A 15,062-nucleotide genomic window follows, 5' to 3' on the forward strand; every position below is an offset into this window, starting at 1 on the left:
CCAAAGAAAAAGGGCTCGCAGTTGCGAGCCCTTTCCAATTCGGTATCCGTAGCGATTAACGCTTCGAGAACTGGAACGAACGACGCGCTTTGCGCTTACCGTATTTCTTACGTTCCACAACGCGGCTGTCGCGGGTCAGGAAGCCAGCAGCTTTCAGAGCACCACGCAGGTTCGGATCGTAAAGTTGCAGCGCTTTCGAGATGCCGTGCTTGACCGCACCGGCCTGCCCCGTCAGGCCACCGCCTTTGACGGTTGCAACAACATCGAACTCACCTTCAACACCAGCAACCTGGAACGGTTGGCGCAGGATCAGCTGCAGAACGGGACGCGCAAAATACTTGTCCTGATCTTTGCCGTTCACGGTGACCTTGCCGGAACCCGGCTTGATCCAAACGCGGGCAACGGCGTCTTTACGCTTGCCGGTGGCATAGGAGCGGCCCAGTTCGTCACGTACGGGTTCACGCACGATGACTTCTTCGGCCACGGTTTCAACGCCTGCGACGGCGCTCAGCTCTTCGAGAGTATTGATCTGATCAGCCATCGGTCATTAGCTCCGGGTGTTTTTCTTGTTCATGGATGCAACATCCAGAACTTCGGGCGCTTGCGCCTCATGGGGATGCTCGGCGCCTGCGTAAACGCGCAGGTTGGTCATCTGCTGGCGAGCCAGGCGGTTGCCCGGCAGCATGCGCTTGACCGCCTGGGTCACGACGCGCTCGGGATGTGCACCCTCGAGGATCTGCTGCTTGGTGCGCGATTTGATGCCGCCCGGGTGGCCAGTGTGCCAGTAGAAGTTCTCTTCGCGCTTCTTGCCGGTCATCTGGATTTTGTCAGCGTTGATCACGATGACATTGTCGCCCATGTCCATGTTGGGTGTGAACGACGCTTTGTGCTTGCCACGCAGGCGCATGGCGACGATCGAGGCAAGACGGCCCAGAACAACGCCCTCGGCGTCGATCAGGATCCATTTCTTGTCGATGTCTGCAGGTGTTGCAGAAAAGGTTTTCATGGCAGGATAGTCCTGTTTGATGTGAAAGACCGCCCCAAGCGGAGCGGCCCGAATTCGATGGATGGGGTTTAGACCTACTCGTGATGCAGGTCAATACACGTAAGGTAGAATAAATAACGCAATAACAGAGACTTACAAAATAGGTAATATTTTACCCCAATGATTTATTCGCCAACCTATCTAAATCTATAAGGTGCGCAACTGTAACCCACTCATTAAAACCAACCAGTCCCGGGAGGCTACCATGCAAGAACTAAACAATGTAATTGCTGCTTACGGTGCTGCCTGGCAGGAAACGAACCCGAATAGACGACTGAAACTGCTTGATCAGTGTTTTGCTGGCAATGGCAACTATGTCGATCCTACCGCTGCGGTAACTGGAAGAGATCAGCTATCCGAACATATCGGAGAAGTCCTGAAAGATACGCAAGGCCGCGTTGAACTGACAAGCGCCCCCACCTCACATCATGACGTCGTCCACTTCACCTGGCATATGGTTTCACCCGATGGTTCGATCATGGTTGCGGGACATGATTTCATCCGCCTCGATGCCAACGGCAAGATCGGGCATCTGGCCGGTTTTTTTGGGGACCCTACCCCGTTGAATTAAGGCTTAGACGCTTATTTGTTCGGGTGGGTTATCCAACAACGTGCGCAGGCGCAGCATTGCATCTTCGAATTTAGCTAACGAGACATGCCCGTTCACTGCAATACGGACAGCATTTGGTGCCCTGCCGTCCCTAAGCGCGAATTCGTCGGCAGATCGCAATTGAATACCTTCACGTTCGGCTGCGCGACTGAAGGCAGCAGAGCGCCAACCCGAAGGCAGATGCAGCCACACAAAGGGAATCTCTGAATCCCAATTGAGGTCAAAGCCGCCCAAGGCGTTTACTGCGACCCGCACATATTCTCCCATCTTGGAGCGAACATCTCGTGCCAGTTGCCTCGCCTCTGGGTGCCCCAACAATAGCCGCGTCAATTCGGCTAAGGGTTGGGCCAACCCAAAGTACCCGTACTCGGCAGATCGGCGCAAATCTACACTTCGCTCCCGTGGGGCAATCGCGAATCCAACACGTAGCGCTGGCGTCAGCGTTTTTGAAATTGAAGAGACATGCCAGCCCCGCTCAGGTGCCAACGCACGATAGCTGGGCGCGCGTGCCTCACCCATGCGGTAGCAATCATCTTCGATGATCTGCAATTCATACTTTCGCGCAATCTCGACCACCTCTTTGCGTCTCTCCAGCGGAGAATGCCCGCCCGTAGGGTTCTGCACCTCGGGTGAGACGCAGATCGCCTGCGCCTTGGTTTGCCTGAGGATATGATCCAGCGCGTCGGGGCTAATGCCCCATTTATCCATCTTTACCCCGACAATCTCGGCGCGCATCAACTCTCCGGCCCGCCGGAAACCGGCATACGACAGATCCTCGACCAGCACGACAGGTTTTGGATCCCTCAGAACGGTTTGAAAAACAACACAAATACCACTTTGTCCGCCATGCGTCAGTACAATGTCGTCTGCGTTCAATGAACCAAGTGGAAGATCCGATAACCAGTCAGCCACGACTTGGCGCACCGGTAGATAAGCATCGCGGGTCGGATAGTTCATGAACATCCGCGGATCGCCTTTTGCAACCTTTTCAAGGCATTCGCGGATTAAGGTCACCTGCCCTACATCCGGCAAGCGTGGGCTGAACAGGCTGACGTTGGACTCATATTTATCGTCCCTCAGATGTAACTGTCGTGACCAGACATCATCCAGAATGGGCGATCGCGGCGGGGCGACAAATGTACCACGCCCGACCTCGGCTTGTAGCAAGCCTTCATCGGTCAGGATCGTATAGGCACGCGCGACAGTGCCTGGTGTGATCTTTAATCGATACGCCAATTCCCGCACCGGAGGCAGTTTCTTTCCAACCTCCAGCGTCTTGTTATCTATTGCTTTTCGGATCGTGTCGGCGACCAGAGTGTACTTTGGACCTTTGGATTTAGGTAATGCCTCTGGCCAAATTGTATCCATTACAATTCTTCCTTTGATTTCGATACAATGTTGAATGTATCAACGCACTGTACCGAACATCTTAGCTTTGTGTCAATACAATTTGAAAGGATACCCAAGATGACACACGCAATGCACAACCCCGCCCTCTTGCTGCTGAACGACAGCCCTCGGCTGCCGCTGATCGCCGCGCTGGCCGTGCGGTTTGCGGCGATTGTCACACAGTGGGAGCAACGCCGCCGCAGCCGCGTCAATTTAGGCAAGCTGGATGACAGGCTGCTTCGCGATGTAGGACTGACCCGCCATCGCGCCGATGAAGAAGTAAGCCGCTACTTCTGGATGAAATAATTATCCCCAGTCCCATCTAAGGGACCTCTTCCTGGCCGGGGTTTGTCCCCGGCCCTTTTTTATCCAAACGCGGCGGCGGCTGAACCTACTGGAGGAATGGAATACGTTATACTCGCCCGTGCAACCGGTTTGTCCGAGCCTTCCGAGTACATCAGCACATCCCCTACTGCCAATGTTCGACCTAATTTCAGCAACTTGCATTCGGCAATTAAGTCAGCACCACCTTCCGGCTTGCGAAGGAAATCCAGCGAACTGTTTGTGGTTACCGCCAGCGATTGCCGACCCTTTCGCGCCAAAACCATCGCATAAACGCTAACATCAGCCAGCCCGAACATGGACGGCCCAGATACGGTGCCGCCAGGTCGCAGATGTCGGTCCTCGACCCTTAGTCGCATCGTGATGGACGTCTCGGTCAGTTCTTCCACAACAAAATCGCTGTGGACCTGTGGAAATACTTCTTCCAGATACTCTGTCAAATCTTGTTTGCTCAGTGCTAACGACATGCTTCCCCTCATGGCTCTGCCCGCCTAGAGTTGGCCCAAACGCCAGTGGGAGGGCAAGATGGCAATTCTGGAACGTAACGACACAGGAGCTATTGCGCGGCTCAAGATGAATGCGCCTGAGCGTTTGAATGCACTGAGTGACGAAATGCTCGCCGCGTTGCAGGCCGAGCTCGATGCACTGCGTGATGATAATTCGATTCGTGTCGTTGTTCTTTCAGGGGCAGGAAAAGCGTTTTGTGCCGGGCACGATCTGAAACAGATGACGCAAGGACGACAGGCCAGCGACCGAGGGCTTTCCTACTTTCAGGATCTGTTTGACCGCTGCGCAAAGATGATGCTGTCTATCCAGTCCCTGCCCCAGCCTGTTATTGCCCAGACGCACGGAATCGCTACGGCGGCAGGCTGTCAGTTGGTAGCAACCTGTGACATGGCAATTGCGGCCGAGGGTACACGGTTTGGCGTAAATGGCGTTAATATCGGCCTGTTTTGCTCGACCCCGATGGTGGCACTCAGCCGGAATATTCCGCGTAAACAGGCGTTTGAGATGCTGACGACCGGTGATTTTATTTCAGCCGAGCGCGCAGCCGAGCTTGGTCTGGTCAATCGGGTTGTCCCAGAAAACCTGCTGGCGGAAGAAACTGATACGCTTGCAGAGAAGTTGGCGGCAAAGCTTAGCAGTGCGGTGAAAATCGGTAAAACAGCTTTTTATCAACAAGTTAACATGCCCGTTGACCAGGCCTACGCGTACACTGCCGAAGTAATGGCTCAGAATATGATGGACCGGAATACCGAGGAAGGCATAAGCGCATTTATAGAGAAACGTCCGCCCAATTGGCATCAGTGACGCTGTTATTTCATACATTTTTCAGCACTGTTCGCATTTTTTCACTTTTCAAAAGGGCGACACTGTGGCAATGCTGGGACAAGGCCAAGGCCTGAATATGCTTTTGGGTCGCCGTGGGCGGAAGGTCCCTCCAGCTGGTTTCTCTCACCGGCGCAGACATTCCCGCAGCGGCGACCCCAAAAACTTCTCCGTTTAAAGTTGCTGATATCTGCACATTGCGTATGACGTTGCAGTGCCCTATTTGGCATCGCATGACAGACAAATTGCATATTGTGGGCGGCGGCATGGCCGGGTCCGAGGCCGCCTGGCAGGCGGCGGAACTGGGCGTGGATGTTGTGATCCACGAAATGCGACCTAATGTAGGCACCTTTGCGCACCAGACCGGCAATCTGGCCGAGATGGTATGTTCGAACTCGTTCCGCTCAGATGATGATGAACAGAACGCTGTCGGATTGCTGCATTGGGAAATGCGCGCAGCAAACGGGTTGATTATGACCACGGCTGATAGCCACCGCCTACCAGCAGGTGGTGCCCTGGCGGTTGACCGTGATTCTTTTGCTGAATCTGTGACCGCCAAGTTGAAGGCACATTCACACGTATCGGTCACTGACGAGGAGGTCATCAGCCTGCCCAGTGAGGGCCACTGGATATTCGCCACAGGCCCGCTGACCTCACCCGGTTTGAGTGAGGCCATACGGTCAGAGACAGGTGCCGAAGCACTAGCCTTTTTCGACGCCATAGCGCCTATCGTCTACGCCGACAGCATTGATATGAGCAAAGCATGGATGCAGTCGCGTTATGACAAGGGCGAGACCGAAGAAGAACGGACGGCCTATCTCAATTGTCCGATGGATCGTGAACAGTACGAAGCCTTCATTGATGCGCTCCTGGCGGCTGACAAGACCGAGTTCCACGAGGGCGAAACCGCGAGTTATTTCGACGGCTGCCTGCCGATCGAAGTAATGGCCGAGCGCGGCCGTGAAACCTTGCGTCACGGTCCGATGAAACCCGTTGGTCTGACCAATCCGCACCAACCGGATGTAAAGCCACACGCTGTTGTTCAATTGCGGCGTGACAATGCCTTGGGCACCTTATTCAACATCGTTGGTTTTCAGACCAAGATGAAATACGGCGCACAAACGGATGTTTTTCGTAAAATCCCAGGGCTGGAAAACGCCAGCTTTGCGCGGTTGGGTGGCATTCATCGTAATACCTTCATCAATTCCCCGACATTGCTAGATGCGCAGATGCGGCTGAAATCCCGGCCCAATATTCGATTTGCTGGCCAGATTACTGGGGTCGAAGGCTATGTTGAAAGTGCCGCGATGGGCCTGCTGGCTGGTCGTCTTGCTGCCGCCGAGATTTTGGGCAAGACCTTGCCCGAAGTGCCTCAAGATAGCGCGATGGGCGCGTTGATCCACCATATTACCGGCGGTGCTGAGGCCAAAACGTTCCAGCCCATGAACGTGAATTTCGGATTATTCCGCCCGGTCGATGGTCTGAAAGGTGGTCGTCGGGGCCGTAAAGATCGCTACAAGGCGTATACAGACCGGGCAAAAGCTGTCTGGAGAGACTGGTTAAACCAGTGTTGACTGGACGGCACGCCTACCCTGCGCCTAACATGTGAGGTATGAGCGACAAGTTTCTGAAAAACACATACAATCTGAACTCTGCCCAGGAAACGCAGGAACACTATCAGAATTGGGCGGCTTCGTATGATGATGAAGTCGATGAGCATGGCTACGTCACCCCGGATCGTGTTGCCGCAGCATTGTGGTCATTTATCTCAGATGCCGAGGTGCCGGTTCTGGACTATGGCTGTGGCACAGGGCTTTCAGGTGTTGCGCTGAACAAGGCCGGTTTCCACGTGATCGACGGCATGGACCCATCGCCGAATATGCTGAAAGGGGCAGCGGCCAAGGGTGTCTATCGCAATCTGATAGGCTTTGACGTCACCAACCCCGAACCGATTGAGGCGGGTGCTTACTCTGCCATCACATCCATAGGGGTTATTGGAGCCGGCGCGGCTCCGCCTGAAACATTTGATCTTCTTATGAATGCGTTACCACGCGGTGGGTATCTGGCCTTTTCTTTCAATGACCATACCTTGGCCGATCACGCCTATACCGCGCGTCTCAACGATTGGCTGGACATGGGGCACGCACGGTTGTTATTTCGTGAATATGGCCCTCACCTCCCCGGAATGGACATGAAATCTAACGTCTACGTTGTTGAAAAAGCGTGAGATTCATAACGCGATTTGCGCCTTCTCCGACAGGTCCATTGCATCTGGGCCATGCATATTCTGCACTTCTGGCCCATGATCAAGCGCAGGCTGCAGGTGGAGAATTCCACTTGCGGATCGAAGATATAGACCAGTCGCGTTCTCGCCTTCATTGGGAAAACCAAATCTATGACGATCTGCACTGGCTTGGCCTGACATGGCCTCTGCCGGTGATGCGCCAATCAGATCGAATTCAAAAATATCGACACGCGCTCGAAACCTTGATCGATCTGAAGTTGGTCTACCCTTGCCAATGTAAGCGTGCCGATATCGAGGCCGCGGCTGGGGCCCCACAGGAAGGAGCGCCCCAGTTTGGACCAGATGGGCGCATCTATCCGGGTACATGCCGTCAGCGGCTCCTGCTCGATGCGGGCACCGAGGATGTTCTTCGCCTCAATATGGAAAAAGCGCTAGAGGTGTCAGAGCTTCGCACTTTTCGTGAAACCGGAGCGAAACATGCGGGAACGCACTCACTTAATGCCGATACGCTTCTCAACGCAGTCGGCGATATCATCCTCGTTCGGCGCAATATGGGCAGTTCTTATCATTTGTCCGTAGTCGTTGACGACGCAGATCAGGACATAACGCATGTGGTCCGAGGTGAAGATCTGTTCGACGCTACGCAGATACACGCCTTGCTGCAGGGCTTGCTTGGGCTGCCAACGCCAGTATATCACCACCACCGTCTAATCCGGGACGAGGCTGGCAAACGGCTTGCAAAACGAGATGATGCGCGCGCGATTTCTCTCTATCGCGATCAAGGCGCTACACCGGCCGAAATCAGAGCGATGGTCGGGCTTTGATCTGAGAAGCAAACCGATCGCCTAACGCTTCATTCAATCGGTGACATAAGCTCGACTTCGATGCCATCGCGAACCGCTGTATAGAAACAACTCCGCCGATTGGTGTGACAGGCCGGACCGGATTGTTTCACTACGATCAGAAGGCAATCCCGGTCACAATCGACGCGAAAATCCACCAACTCCTGCACATGGCCCGAGCTTTCGCCTTTGACCCAGAACGCCTGTCGCGATCGCGACCAATAGGTGACGCGCCCGGTATCCAGCGTGCGCTCGATGGACTGGGCGTTCATCCACGCCATCATAAGAACCTCACCGGTTTCTTCATCCTGCGCAATCGCAGGGATCAAACCAGCCTCGTTGAATTTCAGTGTCGACGGGTCGAACAAGACTGTGTCAGCCATCGCAAAAACCTTTTGCATCCCAGAATCTCGCCATTATGTATGGGGAATAGAAAACGAGGGAAAGCCATGAGCGGCGAAACCGATTTAATCAAGCTCTATTCCGGACGCATTCTGGCGCTGGCGGCGGATATTCCGCATCTGGACCGCTTGGTAGATCCTGATGCGACAGTGAAAAAGCGTGCACCTTTATGCGGCTCGACAGTAACTGTTGACGTCAAAGTCGAGGATGGGCGGATTACCAACTTCGGGCAGGATGTTAAGGCTTGTGCTTTGGGCCAGGCTTCGGCTTCGGTTGTCGGCAGCGCGGTGATCGGTGCGACACGGGCTCAGGTAGAAACCGCGCGCGATCAGCTTTCGGCAATGTTGAAGAAAGACGGCCCGGCCCCCGACGCTCCATTTGACGGGCTCGAGGTTTTAATGCCCGCACGGGACTATAAGAACCGGCATGCGTCGATCTTGTTGGCACTGGACGCAACTGCGGAAGCGATGGAGCAGGTAGAACAAGCCAATTGCGCCTGATCGTGGCCTTTCCAAACAAAGACGTATAGTGTGCCCCCAATTGATTTGGGGGTTAACGTGAACAATTTGCTGGAACATTTCGTGACGCTCTGGGTTGTGATCGACCCTATCGGCACGATCCCCGTCTTTATCGCCGTCACTGCGGGTATTGCCGCTGGGGCCCGTCGCAAGACCGCCCTATTGGCGGCATTGGTGAGCGCGGGAATACTAATGTTCTTTCTCATCTTCGGACAACTTGTAATCGAGGCATTAGACATCGGCCTAAACTCGTTTCAAGTAGCCGGCGGGATAATCCTGTTCCTCTTCGCGTTGACCATGATCTTTGGCGAGAGCAAGCAAGAGATTGAACAACGTCAGGCCGAAGAGGACCTGGACGATAAAATGCACAAGACCAACCCGGCCATTTTCCCGCTGGCCGTTCCATCCCTCGCCTCCCCTGGCGCGATGCTCGCTATCGTTGTTTTGACCGACAACAACCGATACAGCGTCGCTGATCAAAGTATCACTGCATTGGTTATGCTAGCTGTGATCGCCATCGCGTTTGTGCTGATGCTATTGGCAGAACCGATCATCCGGTTAATCGGTCATTCAGGTGCAGCCATCATCAGCCGCGTAATGGGAATGATCCTGGCCTCAGTCGCGGTCAACTCTGTCCTGTCGGCGACGATTGAGATTATCAAAACTGGTCAGCTTTGAAAAAAGAACCGCCGCACCTTCCGGGCGGAAAGGGCGGCGGCAAGTCATGCGTTTCTCATGTAGGGTCCGGATTACCGCACGGGGCCGAGGCTGGCTCCTTCAAGGGAAATGGGACAGGCAGGTCACCCTTGATCAGGACGGGGAAACAAGCGCGGTATGATCGGCACGAGATCGCAGGCAGAAAGGCTTAGAACCCGCTTGGCAGGTGAAGGGCAACCACCAGCATCACAACCAGAGAAACCGCGCCTGCCGCATCCTGTAAGATCGTGGATTGCGAACGGGTAAAGGCAGTTTTGATCTGGCTCAGCATGGTCTCACCTCCGGTCAGGTTTAATCATTTGTTGACCTTTTGTTCTCATATTTTGACGAGTCGGTAAAGAACTTTTTAAGAACATTTGTGAACTTTCTGGGATTTTCAGTCTAACCCACTGATATCAAACGGATCGCCTTGTCCTGTTTCATGAGCCACAGAAGAACACGCGCCGCCTGGCCTCGGTCTGATGTCAACTTGGGGTCTGAGGAGAGCAACGCACGCGCATCTGATTGCGCCACTGCCATCAATCCTGCCTGCCGTTCGAGATCGGCAATCCGGAACTTGGGCAGGCCAGATTGCGCTGTACCGATCAAGTCACCCGCGCCGCGCATCTGCAAATCTGTCTCGGCAATGCGGAACCCGTCCTCGGTTTCACGCAGAACTTCCAGACGCTTGCCCCCACCTTCGCTAAGTGGCGGTTGATACATCAGCAAACAGGTCGAAGCATCCTCTCCGCGTCCAACCCGCCCCCGCAACTGGTGCAATTGCGCCAATCCGAAAATCTCTGCCCGTTCAATCACCATGATTGTGGCATTTGGAACATTGACCCCAACTTCAATCACCGTGGTCGCGACTAGAACCTTGGTTTGGCCGGTCTGAAACGCCGCCATTGCAGCATCTTTTTCGGTGGGTGGCATCTGGCCATGCACCAGCCCCACCACATCATCCCCCAAAAGCGCGCGCAGCCGCTTGAAACGCTCCTCGGCGGCGGTCAGGTCTGAGACTTCGGATTCATCGACCAGAGGACATACCCAATAGCATTGTTTGCCCGCATCAATCGCGCCGCGCAGGTGGGCCACAACCTCGTCCATTCGCTGCGTGCTGACGATCGCGGTCTTGATTGGCTTTCGGCCAGGTGGCTTTTCATCAAGAACCGAGACATCCATGTCACCATACTGCGCCAACGCCAAACTGCGCGGGATGGGCGTTGCGGTCATCACCAGAACATCCGTGCGCTGACCTTTTTCGGACAATTCCATCCGTTGGCGGACACCAAAACGATGTTGTTCATCAACGATTGCCAGCCTTAGAGCTTTAAACTCAACATCGTCCTGAAACACCGCATGGGTGCCGACCAGTATTTGAATGTCGCCTTGTTTCAGTGCGGCCAGCTTTTCCCGACGTTCAGCTCCCTTATCGCGCCCGGTTAGGATTTCCAGCACAACTCCGGCCTCTTCGGCCAAGGGTCGCAGTCCTTCAAGATGTTGTCGGGCAAGGATCTCGGTGGGTGCCATCATCACCCCCTGCCCGCCCGCTTCAACCGCGATCAAAAGCGCCATAAACGCCACAAGCGTCTTTCCCGCGCCGACATCGCCTTGCAGCAATCGATTCATGCGGGAACCCGAGGCCATATCCGCCGAAATTTCTTCGATCGCACGGGATTGAGCATCGGTTGGTCGATACGGCAAGCTTGTAAGCACCTTAGATTGCAGCTCCCCTGTTCCAAGACTGATGATGCCACGCACCTTCCGCTCACGCTGTCTTGCCAGAGCCAAAGTCAGCTGATGGGCGAGCAATTCATCATATGCCAGACGCTCCCTTGCAGGTGCAATAGGGGCTACGTCATCTGCCCCATGCGGATGATGAGCAGCACGAATTGCAGCCGACCAGTCGGGCCAGTTTTGCTGAGCCACCTGAGCTGGGTCTGCCCATTCAACCAGAGCAGGCACCCGTTTGAGTGCGCTTTGCGCCGCCTTGTACGCCGTTTTTTGCGTAACGCCCTGGGTCAGATGATAAACTGGTTCAAACTCTGGTAATTCACCTGCGTTTTCTGGCGCGACCATGTGATCGGGGTGCACCATCTGGGCCATTCCATCAAACAGTTCCAGCTTTCCCGAAACCACGCGGTGCGCACCCTGCGGCAGCAGTTTCTTCAGATAATCCCCGCGCGCGTGAAAGAACACCAGTTGAAAATCCGCTTGGCTGTCCTCGACATGTATGCGGTATGCACCACCTTTATTACGCGGGGGCCGATGGGTTCCGATCGTGACCTCTACCGTCAAGGTCGTCGGAAGATCGGCCCCTTGTATGCTATCGCGTCGGCGTCGGTCGATCACCGCATATGGCAATGAAAACAAGACATCTCGCGGCGACTCGATGTCTAATTGGCCGAAAAGTTGCGCTGTTTTCGGTCCCACACCATCCAGCGTTTCAAGCCCCGCGAACAGCGGAAAGAGTTGCTCTGGCCTGCCGCTCATAGATCGCCGATCAGTTGAAGCCAGCCGTCTTCATCCAGGGTTTCGATACCCAGATCGGCCGCTTTCTTTGCCTTCGATCCCGCACCCGGACCCGCCACCAACAAATCGGTTTTTTGGCTGACCGAACCAGACACCTTGGCGCCCAACGCCTCGGCACGCGCCTTGGCCTCGGCGCGCGTCATCTTTTCAAGCGTTCCTGTAAAGACGACTGTTTTTCCTGCAACCGGGCTGTCCGATGCAGGCGCATTTGGCGGAACTATGGTTAAGTGACTGCGCAGTCCATCAATCGCTTTGCGTTCGTCCGGGTTGGCAAAGGCGTCAGACAGCGACAGCCCCAGCGTGGTTCCAATGCCATCAATTCCAATCATATCCGTCCAAGCGCTGGCAGCGTCCGCTGGTACATTTAGCTTAGCAACCGTAGCATCCCGCGCCTCTTTGACTCTGGCGCGCCGACCTTCTTCTATAGCTGCGATCCTTTCTGCATCTTCCGCTTCGTCAGCGGCACGCTGCGCAAGTGCTGCGGGTCGCGCCGTATCGATTGACGCGGTCATTTGATCCCACTCCCGATAGAATAGGGCCAAATCCCGGGCGCCGACTTCGCCCACATGGCGAATTCCGAGTGCAAACAACAATCGAGCGAAGGGAATGGTTCGTTTGTCATCAATCGCGGCGAACAGATTGCTGGCCGAGGTCTCTCCCCAACCGTCACGGTTTTTCAAACGGGCAAGATTTTCAGCGTCCCGTTCTTTCAAGGTGAAGATATCGGCAGGTGTGTTGATAGGCAGAACGGGGTCGTTGTGGAACATCTCGATCTGTTTGGCTCCGAGTCCTTCGATATCGAAGGCTTTGCGCGACACGAAATGTTTAAGTTTCTCTACCGCCTGCGCAGGGCAAATCAACCCCCCGGTGCATCGGCGTACCGCATCACCTTCTTCGCGGATTGCCTCACTGTCACATTCCGGGCATGTCGTTGGAAAGGAATAAGGTTTCGCATCATCCGGTCGTTTCGACAGATCAACATCCGAAATCTTTGGGATCACATCCCCTGCCCGATAAACCTGCACCCAATCGCCGATGCGTATGTCTTTGCCATCGCGGATAACCCCGCCTTTGGCGTCCCGCCCCGCGATATAGTCCTCATTGTGCAGCGTCGCGTTCGACACAACGACCCCACCGACAGTCACAGGATGCAAACGTGCAACCGGGCTAAGCGCTCCGGTCCGACCCACCTGAATGTCGATCGCTTCAAGCCGGGTCCAGGCCAGTTCGGCCGGAAATTTATGCGCGATCGCCCAGCGGGGCGTTGTCGAGCGGAATCCCAACCGGGATTGCAGACTCAGATCATCAACTTTGTAGACCACCCCGTCGATGTCATATCCCAAAATCGCGCGCTGTTCTTCGATCGCGCGGTAATGATCCAGCATCTGACCTGTCGTGGAACAGAGACGCGTAAGCGCGTTAACTTGGAAGCCCAATGCTTTGAGTCGTTCGATTGCCCCCATTTGCGTTTCAGCCAGAGGTTTCGACAGTTCGCCCCAGGCATAGGCAAAAAACTTTAGTGGACGTGACCGAGTTATTTCCGAGTCCAGTTGGCGCAGCGAACCAGCTGCTGCGTTACGCGGATTTGCGAAAGTCTTTCCACCTGTTTCAATTTGCCGGACGTTCAGCGCTTCGAAATCATGATGAGACATGTAAACCTCACCACGAACCTCGAATATATCTGGAGCACCTTCAATTCGATGCGGAATATCCGACACGGTGCGCGCATTGGCGGTCACGTTTTCCCCGGTCTCACCATCCCCTCGGGTCGCTGCCTGAATCAGCTCGCCGTGCTCATATCTTAAGGATAACGAGAGGCCATCGATCTTTGGCTCGGCTGTATATTCAAGTGGTGCGTCTTCCCCTAACCCGAGATACTTGCGGATTGAGCGGTCAAAATCGGCAACATCCTCATCGTCAAAGGCATTGCCAAGTGACATCATCCGCACCGCATGCGTGACTTTGGAAAACCCGTCTGAAACTTGTGCCCCTACTTGATCCGAAGGGCTGTCTACACGTTTTAGTTCCGGAAAGTGCGCCTCAATATCGGCGTTGCGACGTTTGAGGGCATCATAATCGGCGTCTGATATTTCCGGAGCATCTTCAGTGTGATAAAGCTGGTTGGCCCTCTGCAACTCCTTGGCAAGCCGAGCCAGTTCTGCACGTGCTTCGTCTTCCGTCAATTCTGCGATTGCAGTGGTATCGCTCATGGCCCCGCCCTGTCACGTCATATTAGAATCCAGTGATAGGACGAGGCCATGATCAGGTCCAGTGTTGTGCTGAGACGCGAGTGAAATTACCGTCCTGGACCATCGACGGTAGCAGTCAGATCAATTCACGCGCCAACGGCAAGGCGGGCTTCACCCATATTGCTGGATTGTGGATCGCGCAGAACATAACCGCGACCCCAGACTGTTTCGATATAATTCTCACCACCAGTGGCATTGCTGAGCTTCTTACGTAACTTGCAGATGAACACATCGATAATTTTCAATTCTGGCTCATCCATGCCGCCGTAGAGATGATTCAGGAACATCTCTTTGGTCAGAGTTGTACCCTTGCGCAGGCTTAGAAGCTCAAGCATCTGATATTCTTTGCCCGTCAGGTGCACGGTCTTTCCTTCGACCTCGACGGTCTTGGCATCCAGATTGACGGCCACCTGCCCTGTGTGGATCACGGACTGGGAATGCCCCTTGGAACGCCGGATGATCGCATGAATACGCGCCACCAGCTCTTCGCGATGGAAGGGTTTGGTCAGGTAATCGTCTGCACCAAACCCGAAGCCTTTGATCTTGCTTTCGGTGTCGTCTGCGCCCGACAGGATCAGGATCGGTGTTTCCACGCGTGCGATCCGCAGTTGGCGCAGCACTTCGTGGCCGTTCATATCAGGCAAATTCAGGTCAAGCAGAATGAGGTCATATTCATACAGCTTGGCCAGATCGATTCCTTCTTCGCCAAGGTCCGTCGCATATACGTTGAGATTTGCGTGCGTCAGCATCAATTCAATGCTCTTGGACGTGGTTGGATCATCCTCGACAAGAAGTATGCGCATTTTTCACTGCTCCAATTAGGTCAAATTCTTCAACTGATCTGAGCCTGAATAAAAATGGTT

At 54.6% G+C, this 15,062-nt stretch carries 17 protein-coding genes; 8 read left to right on the forward strand and 9 right to left on the reverse strand.

Going from position 1 to position 15,062, the window contains the following annotated elements; all coding sequences use genetic code 11:
• Positions 1 to 55: 55 nt before the first annotated feature.
• Positions 56 to 541 carry a 30S ribosomal protein S9 gene (gene rpsI, locus ACR3EJ_RS13160; protein ID WP_010440030.1) on the reverse strand — a complete coding sequence of 162 codons (486 nt, stop codon included), beginning with the start codon at positions 539 to 541 and terminating at the stop codon, positions 56 to 58.
• 6 nt (positions 542 to 547) lie between these two features.
• Positions 548 to 1,006, reverse strand: coding sequence for a 50S ribosomal protein L13 (rplM, locus tag ACR3EJ_RS13165; RefSeq protein WP_010440027.1), 459 nt, complete (start codon positions 1,004 to 1,006; stop codon positions 548 to 550).
• Positions 1,007 to 1,250: 244 nt separating this feature from the next.
• On the opposite strand from rplM, the gene ACR3EJ_RS13170 reads away from it, so the two are divergent.
• Positions 1,251 to 1,616 carry a nuclear transport factor 2 family protein gene (locus tag ACR3EJ_RS13170; RefSeq protein WP_170703232.1) on the forward strand — a complete coding sequence of 122 codons (366 nt, stop codon included), beginning with the start codon at positions 1,251 to 1,253 and terminating at the stop codon, positions 1,614 to 1,616.
• 3 nt (positions 1,617 to 1,619) lie between these two features.
• Here the strand turns inward: ACR3EJ_RS13170 and ACR3EJ_RS13175 are convergent, their stop codons facing one another.
• The gene (locus tag ACR3EJ_RS13175; RefSeq protein WP_170539592.1) at positions 1,620 to 3,023 is read right to left on the reverse strand and encodes an aminotransferase-like domain-containing protein; all 1,404 of its coding nucleotides are present in this window, start codon (positions 3,021 to 3,023) and stop codon (positions 1,620 to 1,622) included.
• A 99-nt stretch (positions 3,024 to 3,122) separates the two neighbouring features.
• Here ACR3EJ_RS13175 and ACR3EJ_RS13180 point away from each other — a divergent pair, with 99 nt between their 5' ends.
• The gene (locus ACR3EJ_RS13180) at positions 3,123 to 3,350 is read left to right on the forward strand and encodes a DUF1127 domain-containing protein (RefSeq protein WP_170539591.1); all 228 of its coding nucleotides are present in this window, start codon (positions 3,123 to 3,125) and stop codon (positions 3,348 to 3,350) included.
• 59 nt (positions 3,351 to 3,409) lie between these two features.
• Here the strand turns inward: ACR3EJ_RS13180 and ACR3EJ_RS13185 are convergent, their stop codons facing one another.
• Positions 3,410 to 3,853: a PaaI family thioesterase gene (locus tag ACR3EJ_RS13185; RefSeq protein ID WP_170539589.1), complete on the reverse strand. Its 444-nt coding sequence runs from the start codon at positions 3,851 to 3,853 to the stop codon at positions 3,410 to 3,412.
• 58 nt (positions 3,854 to 3,911) lie between these two features.
• Between ACR3EJ_RS13185 and ACR3EJ_RS13190 the strand changes: the two genes are divergently transcribed.
• The 4 genes from ACR3EJ_RS13190 (at position 3,912) to gluQRS (ending at position 7,784) form a co-directional block, all read left to right on the forward strand.
• Complete coding sequence (locus ACR3EJ_RS13190; RefSeq protein ID WP_170539586.1) at positions 3,912 to 4,697, forward strand: enoyl-CoA hydratase; 786 nt, start codon at positions 3,912 to 3,914, stop codon at positions 4,695 to 4,697.
• Between the two features lie 251 nt (positions 4,698 to 4,948).
• A complete protein-coding gene (gene trmFO, locus ACR3EJ_RS13195) occupies positions 4,949 to 6,289 on the forward strand; it encodes a methylenetetrahydrofolate--tRNA-(uracil(54)-C(5))-methyltransferase (FADH(2)-oxidizing) TrmFO (RefSeq protein WP_170539583.1) in 1,341 nt (446 codons plus the stop codon).
• A gap of 38 nt (positions 6,290 to 6,327) precedes the next feature.
• Positions 6,328 to 6,942, forward strand: a complete 615-nt coding sequence (locus tag ACR3EJ_RS13200) for a methyltransferase domain-containing protein (RefSeq protein ID WP_170539580.1) — start codon at positions 6,328 to 6,330, stop codon at positions 6,940 to 6,942.
• The gene (gene gluQRS / locus ACR3EJ_RS13205) at positions 6,939 to 7,784 is read left to right on the forward strand and encodes a tRNA glutamyl-Q(34) synthetase GluQRS (protein ID WP_170539577.1); all 846 of its coding nucleotides are present in this window, start codon (positions 6,939 to 6,941) and stop codon (positions 7,782 to 7,784) included. Before ACR3EJ_RS13200 ends, gluQRS begins: the two co-directional genes overlap by 4 nt.
• Positions 7,785 to 7,813: 29 nt before the next feature.
• On the opposite strand, the gene hisI is transcribed toward gluQRS, so the two are convergent.
• Complete coding sequence (hisI, locus tag ACR3EJ_RS13210; protein ID WP_170539574.1) at positions 7,814 to 8,203, reverse strand: phosphoribosyl-AMP cyclohydrolase; 390 nt, start codon at positions 8,201 to 8,203, stop codon at positions 7,814 to 7,816.
• Between the two features lie 48 nt (positions 8,204 to 8,251).
• On the opposite strand from hisI, the gene ACR3EJ_RS13215 reads away from it, so the two are divergent.
• Together ACR3EJ_RS13215 and ACR3EJ_RS13220 are read left to right on the forward strand one after the other, a co-directional pair.
• Positions 8,252 to 8,704 carry an iron-sulfur cluster assembly scaffold protein gene (locus tag ACR3EJ_RS13215; RefSeq protein WP_170539571.1) on the forward strand — a complete coding sequence of 151 codons (453 nt, stop codon included), beginning with the start codon at positions 8,252 to 8,254 and terminating at the stop codon, positions 8,702 to 8,704.
• A gap of 57 nt (positions 8,705 to 8,761) precedes the next feature.
• Positions 8,762 to 9,400 (forward strand): MarC family protein, encoded by a 639-nt coding sequence (locus ACR3EJ_RS13220; protein WP_170470084.1) that lies wholly within the window; start codon positions 8,762 to 8,764, stop codon positions 9,398 to 9,400.
• Between the two features lie 187 nt (positions 9,401 to 9,587).
• On the opposite strand, the gene ACR3EJ_RS13225 is transcribed toward ACR3EJ_RS13220, so the two are convergent.
• The 4 genes from ACR3EJ_RS13225 to ctrA form a co-directional block, all read right to left on the reverse strand.
• Positions 9,588 to 9,710 (reverse strand): hypothetical protein, encoded by a 123-nt coding sequence (locus ACR3EJ_RS13225; protein WP_010440002.1) that lies wholly within the window; start codon positions 9,708 to 9,710, stop codon positions 9,588 to 9,590.
• 110 nt (positions 9,711 to 9,820) lie between these two features.
• The gene (gene recG / locus ACR3EJ_RS13230; protein WP_170539568.1) at positions 9,821 to 11,911 is read right to left on the reverse strand and encodes an ATP-dependent DNA helicase RecG; all 2,091 of its coding nucleotides are present in this window, start codon (positions 11,909 to 11,911) and stop codon (positions 9,821 to 9,823) included.
• Positions 11,908 to 14,160, reverse strand: coding sequence for an NAD-dependent DNA ligase LigA (gene ligA / locus ACR3EJ_RS13235; RefSeq protein ID WP_170539565.1), 2,253 nt, complete (start codon positions 14,158 to 14,160; stop codon positions 11,908 to 11,910). The genes recG and ligA overlap by 4 nt, the downstream gene beginning before the upstream one ends.
• A gap of 125 nt (positions 14,161 to 14,285) precedes the next feature.
• The gene (gene ctrA, locus ACR3EJ_RS13240; RefSeq protein WP_170539562.1) at positions 14,286 to 15,002 is read right to left on the reverse strand and encodes a response regulator transcription factor CtrA; all 717 of its coding nucleotides are present in this window, start codon (positions 15,000 to 15,002) and stop codon (positions 14,286 to 14,288) included.
• Positions 15,003 to 15,062: the final 60 nt, after the last annotated feature.

It is taken from the genome of Ruegeria sp. AB11, assembly GCF_056536325.1.